10 protein-coding genes and 4 tRNA genes are annotated in these 14,410 nt (G+C 56.5%); 4 read left to right on the forward strand and 10 right to left on the reverse strand.

Translation table 11 applies throughout. The features are described from left to right. Positions 1-20 precede the first annotated feature (20 nt). Entirely contained in the window at positions 21-2,567 is a 2,547-nt protein-coding gene (gene cyaA, locus H7R58_RS22695) for a class I adenylate cyclase (protein WP_106929850.1), read from the reverse strand. Between the two features lie 409 nt (positions 2,568-2,976). On the opposite strand from cyaA, the gene hemC reads away from it, so the two are divergent. Genes hemC through hemY form a run of 4 tightly spaced genes read left to right on the forward strand, consistent with a single transcriptional unit; the run spans position 2,977 to position 7,085 of the window. Then, positions 2,977-3,918 carry a hydroxymethylbilane synthase gene (hemC, locus tag H7R58_RS22700; protein ID WP_106929848.1) on the forward strand — a complete coding sequence of 314 codons (942 nt, stop codon included), beginning with the start codon at positions 2,977-2,979 and terminating at the stop codon, positions 3,916-3,918. Further along, the gene (hemD, locus tag H7R58_RS22705; protein WP_182929693.1) at positions 3,915-4,655 is read left to right on the forward strand and encodes a uroporphyrinogen-III synthase; all 741 of its coding nucleotides are present in this window, start codon (positions 3,915-3,917) and stop codon (positions 4,653-4,655) included. The genes hemC and hemD overlap by 4 nt, the downstream gene beginning before the upstream one ends. Positions 4,656-4,676: 21 nt before the next feature. Continuing rightward, entirely contained in the window at positions 4,677-5,885 is a 1,209-nt protein-coding gene (gene hemX / locus H7R58_RS22710; protein ID WP_106929844.1) for a uroporphyrinogen-III C-methyltransferase, read from the forward strand. Positions 5,886-5,888: 3 nt separating this feature from the next. After that, positions 5,889-7,085 carry a protoheme IX biogenesis protein HemY gene (hemY, locus tag H7R58_RS22715; protein WP_106929842.1) on the forward strand — a complete coding sequence of 399 codons (1,197 nt, stop codon included), beginning with the start codon at positions 5,889-5,891 and terminating at the stop codon, positions 7,083-7,085. A gap of 757 nt (positions 7,086-7,842) precedes the next feature. On the opposite strand, the gene H7R58_RS22720 is transcribed toward hemY, so the two are convergent. The 9 genes from H7R58_RS22720 to wzxE form a co-directional block, all read right to left on the reverse strand. After that, positions 7,843-7,919: transfer RNA gene (locus tag H7R58_RS22720), tRNA-Pro, on the reverse strand. 42 nt (positions 7,920-7,961) lie between these two features. Further along, positions 7,962-8,047 (reverse strand) — tRNA-Leu (locus H7R58_RS22725). A 23-nt stretch (positions 8,048-8,070) separates the two neighbouring features. Next, a tRNA-His gene (locus H7R58_RS22730) sits at positions 8,071-8,146 on the reverse strand. 56 nt (positions 8,147-8,202) lie between these two features. Further along, positions 8,203-8,279 (reverse strand) — tRNA-Arg (locus tag H7R58_RS22735). A gap of 102 nt (positions 8,280-8,381) precedes the next feature. Beyond that, complete coding sequence (gene thrP, locus H7R58_RS22740) at positions 8,382-9,767, reverse strand: bifunctional threonine/serine APC transporter ThrP (RefSeq protein ID WP_106929840.1); 1,386 nt, start codon at positions 9,765-9,767, stop codon at positions 8,382-8,384. Positions 9,768-9,995: 228 nt separating this feature from the next. Continuing rightward, positions 9,996-10,736 (reverse strand): lipopolysaccharide N-acetylmannosaminouronosyltransferase, encoded by a 741-nt coding sequence (wecG, locus tag H7R58_RS22745; protein WP_182929694.1) that lies wholly within the window; start codon positions 10,734-10,736, stop codon positions 9,996-9,998. 1 nt (position 10,737) lies between these two features. Then, positions 10,738-12,087 (reverse strand): ECA oligosaccharide polymerase, encoded by a 1,350-nt coding sequence (gene wzyE / locus H7R58_RS22750; RefSeq protein WP_106929836.1) that lies wholly within the window; start codon positions 12,085-12,087, stop codon positions 10,738-10,740. Further along, positions 12,084-13,163: a TDP-N-acetylfucosamine:lipid II N-acetylfucosaminyltransferase gene (locus tag H7R58_RS22755; protein WP_182929695.1), complete on the reverse strand. Its 1,080-nt coding sequence runs from the start codon at positions 13,161-13,163 to the stop codon at positions 12,084-12,086. Before H7R58_RS22755 ends, wzyE begins: the two co-directional genes overlap by 4 nt. Beyond that, positions 13,160-14,410 carry a lipid III flippase WzxE gene (gene wzxE, locus H7R58_RS22760; RefSeq protein WP_106929831.1) on the reverse strand — a complete coding sequence of 417 codons (1,251 nt, stop codon included), beginning with the start codon at positions 14,408-14,410 and terminating at the stop codon, positions 13,160-13,162. The genes H7R58_RS22755 and wzxE overlap by 4 nt, the downstream gene beginning before the upstream one ends.

The following is a 14,410-nucleotide window of genomic DNA, read 5'->3' on the forward strand; positions in this document are numbered from 1 at the left end:
GACGCCATCCGGCATGACTCTCACGAGAAATACTGCTGTAACAGCGGGGCGTTATCGCTATCGTGGTTCGACGGCGGTGGCACAACCGCCTGACTGCGGAACGGAATCACCTGCGCGCGGCCGTCGACCTTCACAATCTGATAGAACTGCGGCAGGTTAAAGTTGATAAAGCTTGAGCCGTAGGTAAAGCGATCGTGCGACGACGAGTAGAAGCGGCTGACATCGCGCACCAACTCCTCTTTGCTGCCCTCGCAGTGGTGATACACCTCGGCACGGTTGCTTTCGTCGAGAATATAGATATTAAAGCCCTGGTCCTCACCCGACTCTTCAAAGAAGAACTGGATAATCCCTTCGCTGGCAAAACCGTCGACCACCGGCGGTAATTCCACATGGTTAGTCTCAACCTGTACCGACAGGCCGTGAAGCTTGTTGTGCGAAATGGCGCCGTAGAACTCGATGGCGTTTTCCAGCTTCTGCACCGACACGTTCAGACGTTCAAAGAACAGGCCCCAGGTCTGGCCGGAGACGCGCAGCGCTTTAAAACGCCCGGTTTCCTGACGGGTGCTGGAGAGGCGCAGTTCAATGCATTCAGACACCAGCTGCTGTACGCGAGTACGAATAAGACCGCGCAGATGCTGGCTGTAGCAGAACACTTCCACGCTATCCGGCGGCGCGGCGTCCTGGTGCATTTTGCCCAGAATGGTTTTCAGCGCTTCAATCATCGCCTGCTCGCCGTTGAAGTGCAGGGTACGCACTTCGTTCCACGAGTTGCGGTACAGCAGATCGACGCTGCCAACCAGGCATTTCTGGTCTTCGCCAAAGCTAAAGGTGTCGAGCTTACGGAAGTCGAAATGCACCACCTGATTGCGGAAGGCCGCCGTCGGGTCGTACTCGAGGTTGACGATAATCGCCAGATGGCGAATTTCGCACGGGCTGTACAACGCTTTCGGCGTTGGCGCCGGCAGACGCAGCGGGAAGTGGTGCGACACGTCAGCAACCATTTCCTGCAGTTTCGCCAGATCAACAATACCGTTGCCCTTAATAAACAGGCGCGTACGCGAGGTCAACAGTCCGTTAAACCAGGCCCAGGCCACCAGCTTGTTGAGATAGCGGTTATATTCGAGCGGCTGATGGCTGACGATCGATTCCATGTTCGGCGCGCGGTTATAAAGATACCAGCCCGTACGGTTGGCGCGCCCCGGCGGCACATAGATAAAGGTCAGATTCGGCTCGGAAAGATCCGGGGAGATCTGTGGGTTCACCAGCGTCACTTTACCCGGCAGCGCTTCAAACGCGGCGTACAGTTTACGCGTCAGCACGCCGATATCCTGCGGGCTGGCGGAAACGCTGAGGTTGTTACGGCGCGCAAAGCGGATCAGATTACGGTAGCTCTGCATCATGGCATCGAGCAGCTCGTTGTGCGCTTCACGCACCTGATCGATTTTCCAGTTGGCGCGGTTGTCGAGCATCGCCAGGCGTTCTTCGCTCCAGCCCCACTCTTTCACCAATTGCCCAACCACCTCACGACGCCAGCCGACGCAGGCGCGCTCGCGGCTAAGCTTTTCGCACACTTTGAGGTAGAAGCAGCGGCGGACGAGATCGAGACGGGTTTCGTCGTCGATCGCCTTCAGGTATTCGGTCACGCGCTCCAGCATCATGCAGTAGGCATCAAGACCGAAGGAGACGATCTCGCCGTCGTGCAGACGCTGCTTGATGTCTTTCGCCAGCAGGCGCGTATTGGGGTATTCCCAGGAGTAGGCTTCCAGCAGCAGGGTTTTCAGCACCGCTTTATACGGCGAGTCGATACTCTTATACAGCTGCCACAGGCTGGCACCAAAGTACTCTTCGGCAGAGAGCGAGCTCAACCCACCGAGGTCAAGCCATTCGTTCGGCGTCAACACGCCCTGGGCGTAGAGGGTCATCACGTAGTCGTCGTAATGATCTTCTTCTTCGCACGGCACCATATTCCACAGAATACGCTTGCCCGCCAGGCGTACCGCCGTACGGTAGAATTCGTCGAGCAGTAAAATATGCTGCGTTGAACCGCAGTCTTCCCCACCCAGGCTGCCGCTCTCGTTATGGCGGAAGCGGTTTTCGTCGATCAGGAAGAAGCTGACTTCAACGCCCAGCGATGCCGCCCAGCTTTCCAGCAGGCTGCATTTGCGCTGTAACAATTGGCGTTCGTCATTATCGAGCCACGATTGGTGGCAGACCCAGATGTCGAGGTCGGAGGAACAGCTCTGGCCGACGGACGAGGTGCTGCCCATCGAGTACACGCCGGTAATCGGCAGTTCGCCTTTCGCGGTGGTCTGCGGCGGCATACCGCGATGCAGTTCGAGCTCGTCAAGATAATGGCGTTGGGTTTCATCAGGCGTGTAGAGGCAGATGCCCTTGGGAACGTTACCGTCAAGGTAACCCGGCATCAGCGGATGATGATAATGTAGTAATGTCGGCAGCAGACTGTATACCTGCTGGAAAGCAGGGCCCATGGCAGCAAGCGCGCGATCCACACGCAGTTGATTGATGGCATCCAGTCTCTGTTTCAGTGTCTCAATATAGAGGTACAAGACATATCGCCTGATGTTCAAAGCCCCGGTGCATCTTAGATGGGTACCGATACGGAGGCTTTAATATTTCAACAAGAAGAACCGTTACCGTTTTTGTCCGCCGTTGTGATTATCGAATTCTGGACAAAAAATGGTTTAAAACGTGATCAATTTAACACCTTGCCGGTTGACCGTAAAGAATGTTGCACTACAACCAGTGTAGCATTGAATGCTGCTGTAAACCCCGGCATACGATCAAGACAGTGCCAGTAATAAACGGTAAACACAACCCCGTTTATGCACCTCTTCATTTATGCGGAAGGCACGTTTCCTGCATCGCGAATTGTTCAGGGTATGAATCCCTGAAAACTAACATCATTAAGGCAACAATGTTAGGATGAACAACGGACGATAGATGACGGTAACAAGCATGTTAGACAAAGTTTTGAGAATTGCCACACGCCAAAGCCCGCTCGCGCTCTGGCAAGCGCACTATGTAAAAGAACGCCTGGAGGCCTGCCATCCTGGGCTAACGGTGACGCTCGTGCCAATGGTGACCCGCGGCGATATTATCCTTGATACCCCGCTGGCGAAGGTGGGCGGTAAAGGACTTTTTGTCAAAGAGCTTGAGCTCGCCCTGCTTGAAAACCGCGCCGATATTGCCGTGCATTCGATGAAAGACGTTCCGGTCGAGTTCCCTGAAGGGCTTGGTCTGGTCACCATCTGTGAGCGTGACGACCCCCGCGATGCCTTTGTCTCTAACCATTACGCCTGCATGGACGATCTCCCGGCAGGCAGCATTGTCGGCACCTCCAGCCTGCGCCGCCAGTGCCAGCTCGCACGGCGTCGCCCGGACCTGGTTATTCGCTCGCTGCGCGGTAACGTGGGCACGCGCCTGAGTAAACTCGATAACGGCGACTACGATGCCATTATCCTCGCTGTCGCCGGCCTGAAACGCCTTGCTCTCGAGTCACGTATTCGCCAGCCAATGTCGCCGGAAGAATCATTACCGGCGGTTGGTCAGGGCGCCGTCGGTATCGAATGCCGCCTCGACGACGCCGAAACCCGCGCGCTGCTCGCGCCCCTGAACCACACAGAAACGGCCGTGCGCGTCTGCGCCGAGCGCGCCATGAACACCCGACTGGAAGGCGGCTGTCAGGTACCTATCGGCAGCTATGCCGAACTGCTTGACGGCGAGCTGTGGCTACGTGCGCTGGTCGGTGCGCCCGACGGCAGCCAGATGGTATGCGGTGAACGTCGCGGTAAACCCGAAGACGCCGAGCGGATGGGCATTGAGCTGGCCGACGAACTGCTCAATAACGGCGCGCGCGCCATCCTTGCCGCCGTCTACGACGGAGACACCGCCGAATGACCATTCTGGTGACCCGTCCTTCCCCGCAAAGTGAAGAGCTCGTGAGCCGTTTGCGCGCGCTGGGGCGAGTTGCCTGGAGCTTCCCGCTGATTGAGTTTACTCCCGGTCGCGAGCTGAACCAGCTCGGCCAGGCGCTCGGCGCGCTCGGCAACGGAGATCTCGCGTTCGTGCTCTCACAGCATGCGGTGAGTTTCGCCCATGCGCATCTGCAGCAGCAGCGTCTTAGCTGGCCCACCGCGCCACGCTATTTTGCGATTGGTCGCACCACCGCGCTGGCCCTGCATCAGGCTAGCGGCATTGACGTACGATACCCTTTAGATCGGGAAATCAGCGAAGTGTTGCTACAATTACCTGAATTACAAAATATTGCCGGGAAGAAAGCGCTGATTCTTCGCGGCAATGGCGGCCGGGAGCTGTTAGCCGAAACGCTGACCGCCCGCGGCGCCGACGTCACCTTATGTGAATGTTATCAGCGCAGCGCCATTCACTATGACGGCGCGGAAGAAGCCATGCGCTGGCAGTCGCGGGAAGTCTCGACCCTCGTGGTGACCAGCGGCGAAATGCTGCAACAACTTTGGTCGCTGATTCCCCTCTGGTACCGGGAGAGCTGGTTGCTCAAGTGCCGGTTACTGGTGGTGAGTGAGCGCATTGCAAAACTGGCCCGGGAAATGGGCTGGCAGGATATTCAGGTTGCCGATAGCGCAGACAACGATGCGCTGCTGCGCGCATTACAATAACTCTCAAAATTGGAAGCCATAATGACGGAACAAAAAGAAAACTCCGCCGTGGTTGAAGAGTCCGAAGACGTCGTGACCACCACGCCGCAGCCCGAGACTCGTAAGCCAGAAAATGCTGAGAAGAAAAATACCGGCGGGAAAACCAGTCTGGTGCTGAGCGCCGTTGCCATTGCCATCGCGCTGGCTGCCGGCGTCGGCCTGTACGGCTGGGGCAAACAGCAGGCCGTCAATCAATCCACCGCCAGCGATACGCTCGCCAATCAGCTTATCGCCCTGCAAAAAACGCAGGACGCGCAAAAAGAGGCGCTGGAAACCACCCTTAAACAGCAGGCCACGCAGCTGGAAGAGGCAAAAGCCCAGCAGAGCGCGATGGCCAAACAGCTGGATGAAGTGCAGCAAAAAGTGGCCGCCATCTCCGGCACCGATTCAAAAACCTGGCTACTGGCCCAGGCCGATTTCCTCGTGAAGCTGGCCGGGCGTAAGCTGTGGAGCGACCAGGACGTGACCACCGCCGCTGCGCTGCTGAAAAGCGCTGATGCCAGCCTGGCGGACATGAACGATCCCAGCCTGATTACCGCGCGCCGCGCCATCACTGAAGACATCGCCAGCCTTTCGGCCGTTTCACAGGTCGACTTCGATGGCATTATTCTGAAAGTGAACCAGCTGGCAAACCAGGTCGATAATCTGCGCCTTGCGGACAACAATACCGACGACTCCCCGATGGACAGCGATGACAGCGAGCTGTCGGCGTCGCTGAGCGAATGGCGCGTCAATCTGCAAAAAAGCTGGCAGAACTTTATGGACAGCTTTATTACCATTCGCCGCCGCGATGAAACCGCCGTCCCGCTGCTGGCGCCAAACCAGGATATCTATCTGCGCGAAAATATCCGCGCGCAGCTGCTGGCCGCCGCGCAGGCGGTACCGCGCCATCAGCAAGAAACCTACAAGCAGGCGCTGGATAACGTCTCCACCTGGGTACGCGCGTACTACGATACCGAAGACGCGGCGACGAAAACCTTCCTGAGCGAGATAGACCAGCTCAGCCAGCAGAGCATCGCGATGGACGTACCGGAAACGCTGCAAAGCCAGCCGATTCTGGAAAAACTGATGCAGACCCGCGTGCGTAATCTGATGGCGCAGCCCGCCGTCGAGCAGCCGTCGGCAGAGCCACCTGCCGCCGCCCAGGCCGCGCCCGTGCCGCCCACCCCTGCCGCACCGCAAGGAGAGTAATCGATGCTTAAAGTTCTTTTGCTCTTTGCGCTGCTGATCGCCGGCGTGGTGATAGGCCCGATGATCGCAGGCCACCAGGGCTACGTGCTGATTCAGACCGATAACTACAATATTGAGACCAGCGTTACCGGTCTGGTTATCATCATGATTCTGATGATGGTCGTGCTGTTCGCCATAGAGTGGATTTTACGCCGCATCTTCCGCACCAGCGCCCACACCCGCGGCTGGTTCGTTGGCCGTAAACGCCGTCGGGCGCGTAAACAAACGGAACAAGCCCTGCTGAAGCTGGCGGAAGGCGACTATCAGCAGGTTGAAAAGCTGATGTCGAAAAATGCCGATCACGCTGAGCAACCGGTGGTGAACTACCTGCTGGCGGCCGAAGCTGCGCAGCAGCGCGGTGATGAAGCCCGTGCGAACCAACATCTGCAGCGCGCCGCTGAAAACGCCGGTAATGACCTGATTCCCGTGGAAATTACCCGCGTACGCTTGCAGCTGGCGCGCCATGAAACCCACGCCGCACGCCACGGCATTGATAAGCTGCTGGAGGTCGCGCCGCGCCATCCGGAAGTACTGCGTCTGGCCGAGCAGGCCTATATTGAAACCGGCGCGTGGAGTTCGCTATTGGATATCATCCCATCGATGGCGAAAGCCAACGTCGGAGATGACGCCCACCGTGCGGCGCTGGAGCAGCAGGCGTGGATTGGCCTGATGGATCAAGCCCGCGCCGATGGCGGCAGCGAAGGGTTACGCGAGTGGTGGAAAAATCAGAGCCGTAAAACCCGTCATCAGGTTGCCCTGCAGGTGGCCATGGCGGATCATCTGATTGAGTGTGACGATCATGACACCGCCCAGCAGATCATCATCGATGGGCTGAAACGTCAATATGACGATCGTCTGGTGATGCTGATCCCGCGTCTGCGCACCAATAATCCGGAGCAGATGGAAAAACTGCTGCGCCAGCAGATCAAAACCGTGGGCGACCGCCCACTGCTGTGGAGTACGCTGGGGCAATCGCTGATGAAGCACGGCGAATGGCAAGAAGCGAGCCTGGCCTTCCGCGCCGCGCTCAAACAGCGCCCTGACGCCTTCGACTATGCATGGCTTGCCGATACGCTCGACCGCTTGAAGCAGCCGGAAGAAGCCGCCGCCATGCGCCGCGACGGTCTGATGCTGACGCTGCAAAACAATCCGCCGGCGTAACGCTTACCTATCTCAAAAGGGGCCATCTGGCCCCTTTTTTTTCGACCGATTTGCCTTTTGCCATAAAAAAACGCCTGCTCTTTTGGGAGCAGGCGTTAAACAGGTTTAATTCGACAACTAATGGGTGCTTCACTCAACGTTATGTCCATGGTGTCTGATGAGGCATACGCGACATCTGTCAGTGGACGATAAGCACCGTCAATGGCTCTGCGTCATTCCTGAGTTTATGAGGCACAAGGCGAACATAAGAGATGGAATGAGCATCTACGCGGCGCATTATGTCACAGGATCTTCGGCGATGACACCTTCCGTTACAGAAAAATGAACGTTTTTTTTCGCCGTCGCGGCATATAAATAGCGCACATAAATACGTCGCCTTCATTATTTTTATCTAATGAATACATATCTCGCCAATAATAAAAAGCATAGATAAAGAACGCGGGGAAATACGAAGCATGTCTTAGCATGATATTTGAATAGGGGAGCCATCGTTTTCCCGGCAACGACTCTCCAGGGGCGTCATCACGGCGCTATTGGCTTTCACACGGCCAGGGAAAACTCGTCTGAAAGATAATATGAAACCTATGCCGCTGGCACAAAATAAAGACACACAGCAAAGAATGGGTGATAAGACAAAAAAGTGAGACGCCTGACGTTATTGTATTTACCAGGAATGATGTCGACAGAACGTTTATTGCGGCAGGAAGTGCATGAGATAGCAGAAAACAAAAAACCCCGCCGAAGCGGGGTTCAAAATTGGTCGGCGAGAGAGGATTCGAACCTCCGACCCACTGGTCCCAAACCAGTTGCGCTACCAAGCTGCGCTACTCGCCGAAATACTGCTTTTTGAATTTTTAGTTCAATTCGTTAAAGTCGTGGTGCGAGGGGGGGGACTCGAACCCCCACATCCAAAGGACACTAACACCTGAAGCTAGCGCGTCTACCAATTCCGCCACCTTCGCAAATTCACAACTCTATCAAATAATGGGGTGGCTAATGGGATTCGAACCCACGACAACTGGAATCACAATCCAGGGCTCTACCAACTGAGCTATAGCCACCACTGCAAATCTTTTACGCGGTTATAAAAACCACCGCAGCTCCAGCACCGGGTAAATGGTGCGCCCGACAGGATTCGAACCTGAGACCTCTGCCTCCGGAGGGCAGCGCTCTATCCAGCTGAGCTACGGGCGCTTAGCGCCGTTTCGGGGTCGGATAATACGGACTTCCTACCCCGCTGTCTAGTGCCTTTTTAAAGAAAATTATCGTTTGCTCATGGTTTGTGCGTTTTGTTGCTTATTTCTGCAATTTTTGCACGTCAACGCCCTTGCCCATACCAAAAACCTTATAAACCACGGTAACGATGGCCAAAAACAGCGCGCCCACAAACAGCGACATACGGGTATCGTCATTGAAGCCCATGCCGATCAGCACACAAATCAGGAACGCCATGGTCAAATAGTTGGCCCACGGGAACATAATCGAGCGGAACGGGTGGCTGGCAATCGCCGCCTTGTGCGCACGACGGAAGCGCAGCTGGCTAATCAGAATCACAAACCACGGCACCATCCCCGGCAGCACGCTGGCGCTATACACGTACACGAAGACGCGCTGCGGATTCGGAATGACGTAGTTCAGACAGGAGCCAATCAGCAGAACCACAATGGATACGCTCACCCCGGCCGCCGGTACGCCGCTTTTGCTGACTTTCGCCATCGCCGCCGGCAGCTGACGGTTTTTCGCCAGCGCATAGAGCATACGCCCGCAGCTGTACATCCCGCTGTTACAGCCGGACAGCGCGGCCGTCAGCACCACAAAGTTGATGATACCGGCCGCAGCGGTGATACCAATTTTGGCAAAGGTCAGCACGAATGGGCTGCCGTTAGTGCCAATTTCATTCCATGGGAAGATGGTAACGATAACGAAAATCGCACCCACGTAAAAAATCAGGATACGCCACAGCACTTTGCCTACCGCACTGCGCAGCGTCACCTGCGGGTTCTTCGCTTCACCGGCGGTCATACCGATAAGCTCCACGCCCTGGTACGACGCCACCACGATGCACAGCGCCGTCAGGAAGCCCTTCCAGCCGCCCGCAAAGAAACCTCCGTGTTCGGTCAGGTTGCTGAAACCAATTGAGTGGCCGCCGTTGCCGAAGCCAAAGAAAATGACGCCGAGGCCAATCACGATCATGACGATGATGGTGGTCACCTTGATCATCGCGAACCAGAACTCGATTTCACCGTACAGGCGCACCGCGGCCAGGTTCGCCAGCGCCACCAGCCCCACGGCAATGAGCGCCGGGATCCACTGCGCCATTTCCGGGAACCAGAACTGGACGTACACCCCAATGGCGGTAATTTCCGAGATCCCCACCGCCATCCACATAAACCAGTATGACCAGGCGGTAAGATAACCAAAGAACGGGCTCATATAACGGTGCGCATAAACGGCGAACGAGCCGGTTACCGGCTCAATGAACAGCATTTCGCCCATCGACCGCATAATGAAGAAGACAAAAACCCCCGCCAGAATATAGGCCAGCAGCACCGACGGTCCGGCCCACTTCAGGGTGCTTGCCGAGCCCATAAACAGGCCCACGCCGATGGTGCCGCCAAGGGCAATCAATTCGATATGACGGGCTTCCAGACCGCGCTGGAGCTCCGGTTTCTTCTCTGCCATAAATCCTCTTGTGTTTGCATGTGTCCGGTCGATGCCGGTTTTATTTTTATAAAAAAAGATGTCTTTCGGATGCGGACGTATCAGTAAAAATACGGATACATCGTCAGGGCATGGGAATGGTTTAACAAATTCGATTAAATGGCAAATATAAATGAGGGATAAAGTATCGGGCTTGTGAATGTATTACGCAGAAAATACGCAATACATTCACGGTAACGCGCAGAAAATTCAGAGATTATTGGTGTAATGCCAGCGTAAGTAGCGCAGCAGCCGCAGCTGACGCTTGATGCGGCTTGGCTGAGACAGCAGGCGGTACAGCCACTCCAGCCCCAGGTTCTGCCACACCTTCGGCGCACGCTTCACGTGGCCGGTAAAAACGTCATAGGTGCCGCCAACGCCCATATAAAGCGCGTCCGGATGCACCTGACGGCAGTCGCGCATCAGAAGCTCCTGCTTAGGAGACCCCATTGCCACGGTCACGATCTTCGCCCCGCTGTCGCGAATACGCGCAAACAGCGCCTGGCGCTGGTCGGCGGTAAAGTAGCCGTCCTGCGTCCCGACCAAATTCACGTTCCACTGCTGTCGTAGTTTTTGCGCCGTTTCGGCCAGCACGTCCGGCTTGCCGCCGACTAAAAATACCGGCGTGCCTTCCGCTCCCGCGCGTGCCATCAGTGCTTCCCACAGGTCGGCGCCCGCCACGCGCGACACGTTGGCCAGCGCATATTTCTTGCGGATTGAACGCACCACGGAAATACCGTCGGCATACTTAAACTCGGCGGCGTTAATCAGCGCCCGTACTTCAGGGTTATCTTCCAGCGTCAGGATCTTCTCGGCATTAATCGCCACCAGCGTTCCTTGCTTCAGGGTACCGCCCGCATACAGATAGTCCAGCGCGTGCTGCATATTGCGCCAGCCGATCAGGTTTATCCCACGCACGGCGTAGGTCGGTGCGGTCTGTGATTCAGCCATCTTATGCTTCTCCAACGTGCGAAGGGCGTCTTAACCGCTGATGAATCAGCCCCGCGCGCTCAAACAACCAGTACAACAGTTTTGCCACCAGCAAACAGAAGCCAAAAATCACCATAAAGAAAACGACGCGAGAACCGAAGGCATCCAGGCCTTCACGCGCCAGCACAATCATGTTGAAGATCGCGCCGAAGCAAAAGCTGTGCAAAATAGCCGACTTATAGCGGTTGTTTTCCCGATTGCCGAGCATATAAAGCCAGTCGAACCACTTGATTATCAGCCCTACCGCCACGGCGCCCAGTGGGACAAACCACATGCCGCCCATCACCACCAGCGAACCAATCAGCGTGGGGGAAATCGCCAGCCCGGAGTGGTTGTTAAGAACCTCCCACGTAAAGTAGTTCGCCGTGTTCAGCACAATGCTCGGACGCGACGGCCACAGCCAGCTGGGAATGAACACATAGAAGTCGCGCACCATCGGTGCCAGCCCCTGAAAATCGATTTTATCGTAGTTTTGCAGCAGCAGTGCCAGGTTTTCCCACGGCGAGAAGGTATCGCGCGTCAGGTAGAGGAAGGTATAAAACGCTTCATCGCCGCTCACGTTCATACCGTAGCGCTTCAGCGCCAGCCAGAACATGCCGACAATACCCATTACCCCGGCCGCCGCCAGCATCCACAGTGAAATCCAGCCGCGAATGATGCCGATAAACAGGAAGATGGCAAAAGCGATAATAATATTTGCCCGCGTACCGCCGACAATGGCGTAGGTCAGCAGCCCGAAGGCGACGGTAGCAATCAGGAAGCCAATCCACCGCTTCCAGCTGGGCTTGAGGAAATAGACCACCAGCATCGCCGGAATAAAGAAGTAAAAGAAACGTTTAAGCGCGACGCCGGACACCTCGCTGGAAAAAATCTGGCTGTACGAATGCAGCTTAAACAGCAGGAAACCGTTATGCAGGAAGAAAGTGCCGACGGTGAACAGCGCGATCCCCATCAGCAGCACCCAGGTAATATGCGTCTCAACGCGGTTCATCGTGAACAGCGGGCGACGCGGCACCTGTGAATGGGCAGAGCGCAGCCGGGTTTTGTAGGTGACGTAATACACCGCGTAGAAACACACGGAGATCAGCAGCGTTTGCAACAGCACATCGGGTGGTGAAACGCCCACGCCGAAACGGAACACCAGCGTACAGGTCAGCGGGAAGCCGAAGAAAAAGGTCAGCAGGAACAACAACGAAAAAAAGACGTTGAAGTTAAAGCGCACGCGGCGGAACTCAAACCAGGTCAACGTGCCGATAAACAGCGTCGACAGCAGCCAGACGACAAACAGCCCGGTAAACTGCATTTCGCTCATACCGCTTCCCCCGCCGCCAGTTGCAGCGCCCGATGCCACGGCGCCAGATAATTCGGTTTGAAAAAGGCAATCGCATTTTTATCCACCAGCGACAGCTGACGCTGGGCTTCGCGCACCACCGGTACGGTCAGCGCGTCGTCGGTAAACAGCACCGGGATATTTTGCTCGGCCATATCCAGCCAGAACGGATTCTGCCGGTTCAGCACGCAGGGGATCCCCGCCTGAATCAGCAGACACAGCGTGCCGATGCCCTGCTGGCGCGCAAAAATAAAATAGCCCAGATCGCAGCGGCGTAACAGCGCAAGGTAGGCATCAAACTCCAGCTTTTCGCGCAGAATCTGTACATTTTCCTGACTAAACAATGCCTGAGCGGCGCTGTCTACTTCAGCAATATAGACGTCGTTATTCGCCGGGTAGCCCATCGGCACAATGACGTTAACCGTATCGCCAAACTGCTGATGCACGGCCTTCAGTGCGGCAATGTGTTCATTGCTGCGATCGCCAGAGTTGCCCACCAGAATGGTCAGCTTACCTTCTCGCGGAGTAGGATCGGCCAGCGCATTGAGCGTCGGGTCCATACGCGTCGGGAAATAGAGCCGTTCACCGGGCACCTGCGGATGCATATTGCCGAAATAGCTCAGATCGCCGCAGGTGGCAAACACGCGCCCTACGCGCCCTTGCGCCATGCGCCGCAGCGGATAAAACAGGCGGAACTTCAGGCCGCGGGAGACTTCATAAAGATCGGCCCCCCAGATATGCCAGCTCACCTGCGACAGCTTCAGGCCCCCGCTCAACAGCGCCAGCCAGATGCCGGTATTAAACTGCCCGTGGAAGAAAAACCGCTGCTGGCGATTGGCTTTCGCCTTCGTCACCACGGCTTTCGCCAGCGCCGATTTATCGGCGTAGCGTTCAATCATCAGCGAAGGAAATGCGGCCGCCAGGCCGTCGTCCTTGCTCACCACCATAAACTGACGGGCGTGCGCGGGCTCTGCGGCCAGCTCATCGGCAAAAAACCGCAGCACCGTCTGGTTGTGATGAGGGATATCCGATCCCAGGACATGTATCAGTTCGGTCATTGCCGTTTACGCCAAATTAAAAATACGCTGCAACACAGCGTGAAATAAACAATATAGGTCGCCATATAAGCCTGTGCCGCCCCCAGCGCGCCGTGTACCGGAATCAACCACTGGGAAAACGCCGTCAGCAGCGCAAATTGGCTCAGTTCGGCCAGAATGTAGAAACGCAGCGATGCCTTCGCGATGACTAAATAACCAAAAACGTAAGCGCCTACTTTCAATACATCGCCCACCAGCTGCCACGCGAACAGGTCACGCATGGCAACAAACTTCGACGAGAACAGCAGCCAGATGGCAAAATCACGCAGCAGCCAGACGGTCAGGCTCGCGGCAGCCACGGCGGGCAGGACAAATTTCAGCGATCGACCGATTTCCCGCGAGATTTCTGCTTTGGCCGTCAGGCGCGACAGCGTCGGCAGCAGATAAACGCTGAATGAGGCGGTAATAAACTGCAAATAGGCATCTGAGATACTGCTGACGCCCTGCCAGATACCGACTTCATCCCAGCTGTAGTGCGCTGCCATCAGGTTTCGCATCATCACGTAGGCCACCGGCATGGTGACCGACGTCATCAGCGCCATCAGGGTAAACTTACCCAACTGACTGGCCAGCGCGGTGTCCCACTGTGGCTTAAGATAGCCCCACGGGATGGCACGGCGTCGGGTCAGCATGATCGCCGCCGGAATGACAATCAGCGCCGGCACCAGCGCCAGCCCCAACAGCGCGCCCTGATAGCCGCCAAGCCGATAGCAGGCATAGTACGCCACCACGCCAATCAGGCTGCCGGCAATCAGCGACAGCGCATTACCGGCCGCATCGCGAAAGCCTTTCATCAGCGCCAGCAGCAGGTTCGCCCAGGCGATCCCCATCTGCACCAGCGCCACCAGACGCACCAGCCCCTGATAGTCCGCATGGCCGAAAAGGCCGCGGCTTATCGGCGCGGCCGCCAGCAGAAAAATCACGGCCAGCAGCGTGGAGAAAGCCAGCACCATCGCCGAGGAGGTACCCACGACCTGACGCAAACGCGTCGGCTCGTCGTGATGCTGGGCGACCAGTTTCGTCACCCCGTTGAAAATACCCGCTCCGGCGAGCACGCCAAGCACGGTCACCAGTTGGCGGAAGTTACCCGCCTGACCCACGCCCGAAGGGCCAAACGATACCGCCAGCAGCTTGACTACCAGCAGGCCAACGCCAATTTTGACCAGCGTGGACGCGGCGGTCCACATCGAAGCTTTTGCCAACGACAT

It is taken from the genome of Klebsiella sp. WP4-W18-ESBL-05, assembly GCF_014169075.1.
Taxonomy (GTDB): Bacteria; Pseudomonadota; Gammaproteobacteria; order Enterobacterales; family Enterobacteriaceae; genus Kluyvera; species Kluyvera ascorbata_B.

Coding starts and splice junctions, on each gene's coding strand:
- H7R58_RS22755 (WP_182929695.1), bottom strand. CDS start 13,163: ATGACCGAACTGATACATGTCCTGGGATCGGATATCCCTCATCACAAC.
- hemY (WP_106929842.1), top strand. CDS start 5,889: ATGCTTAAAGTTCTTTTGCTCTTTGCGCTGCTGATCGCCGGCGTGGTG.
- wzyE (WP_106929836.1), bottom strand. CDS start 12,087: ATGAGCGAAATGCAGTTTACCGGGCTGTTTGTCGTCTGGCTGCTGTCG.
- hemC (WP_106929848.1), top strand. CDS start 2,977: ATGTTAGACAAAGTTTTGAGAATTGCCACACGCCAAAGCCCGCTCGCG.
- thrP (WP_106929840.1), bottom strand. CDS start 9,767: ATGGCAGAGAAGAAACCGGAGCTCCAGCGCGGTCTGGAAGCCCGTCAT.
- hemX (WP_106929844.1), top strand. CDS start 4,677: ATGACGGAACAAAAAGAAAACTCCGCCGTGGTTGAAGAGTCCGAAGAC.
- wecG (WP_182929694.1), bottom strand. CDS start 10,736: ATGGCTGAATCACAGACCGCACCGACCTACGCCGTGCGTGGGATAAAC.
- hemD (WP_182929693.1), top strand. CDS start 3,915: ATGACCATTCTGGTGACCCGTCCTTCCCCGCAAAGTGAAGAGCTCGTG.
- wzxE (WP_106929831.1), bottom strand. CDS start 14,410: ATGTCGTTGGCAAAAGCTTCGATGTGGACCGCCGCGTCCACGCTGGTC.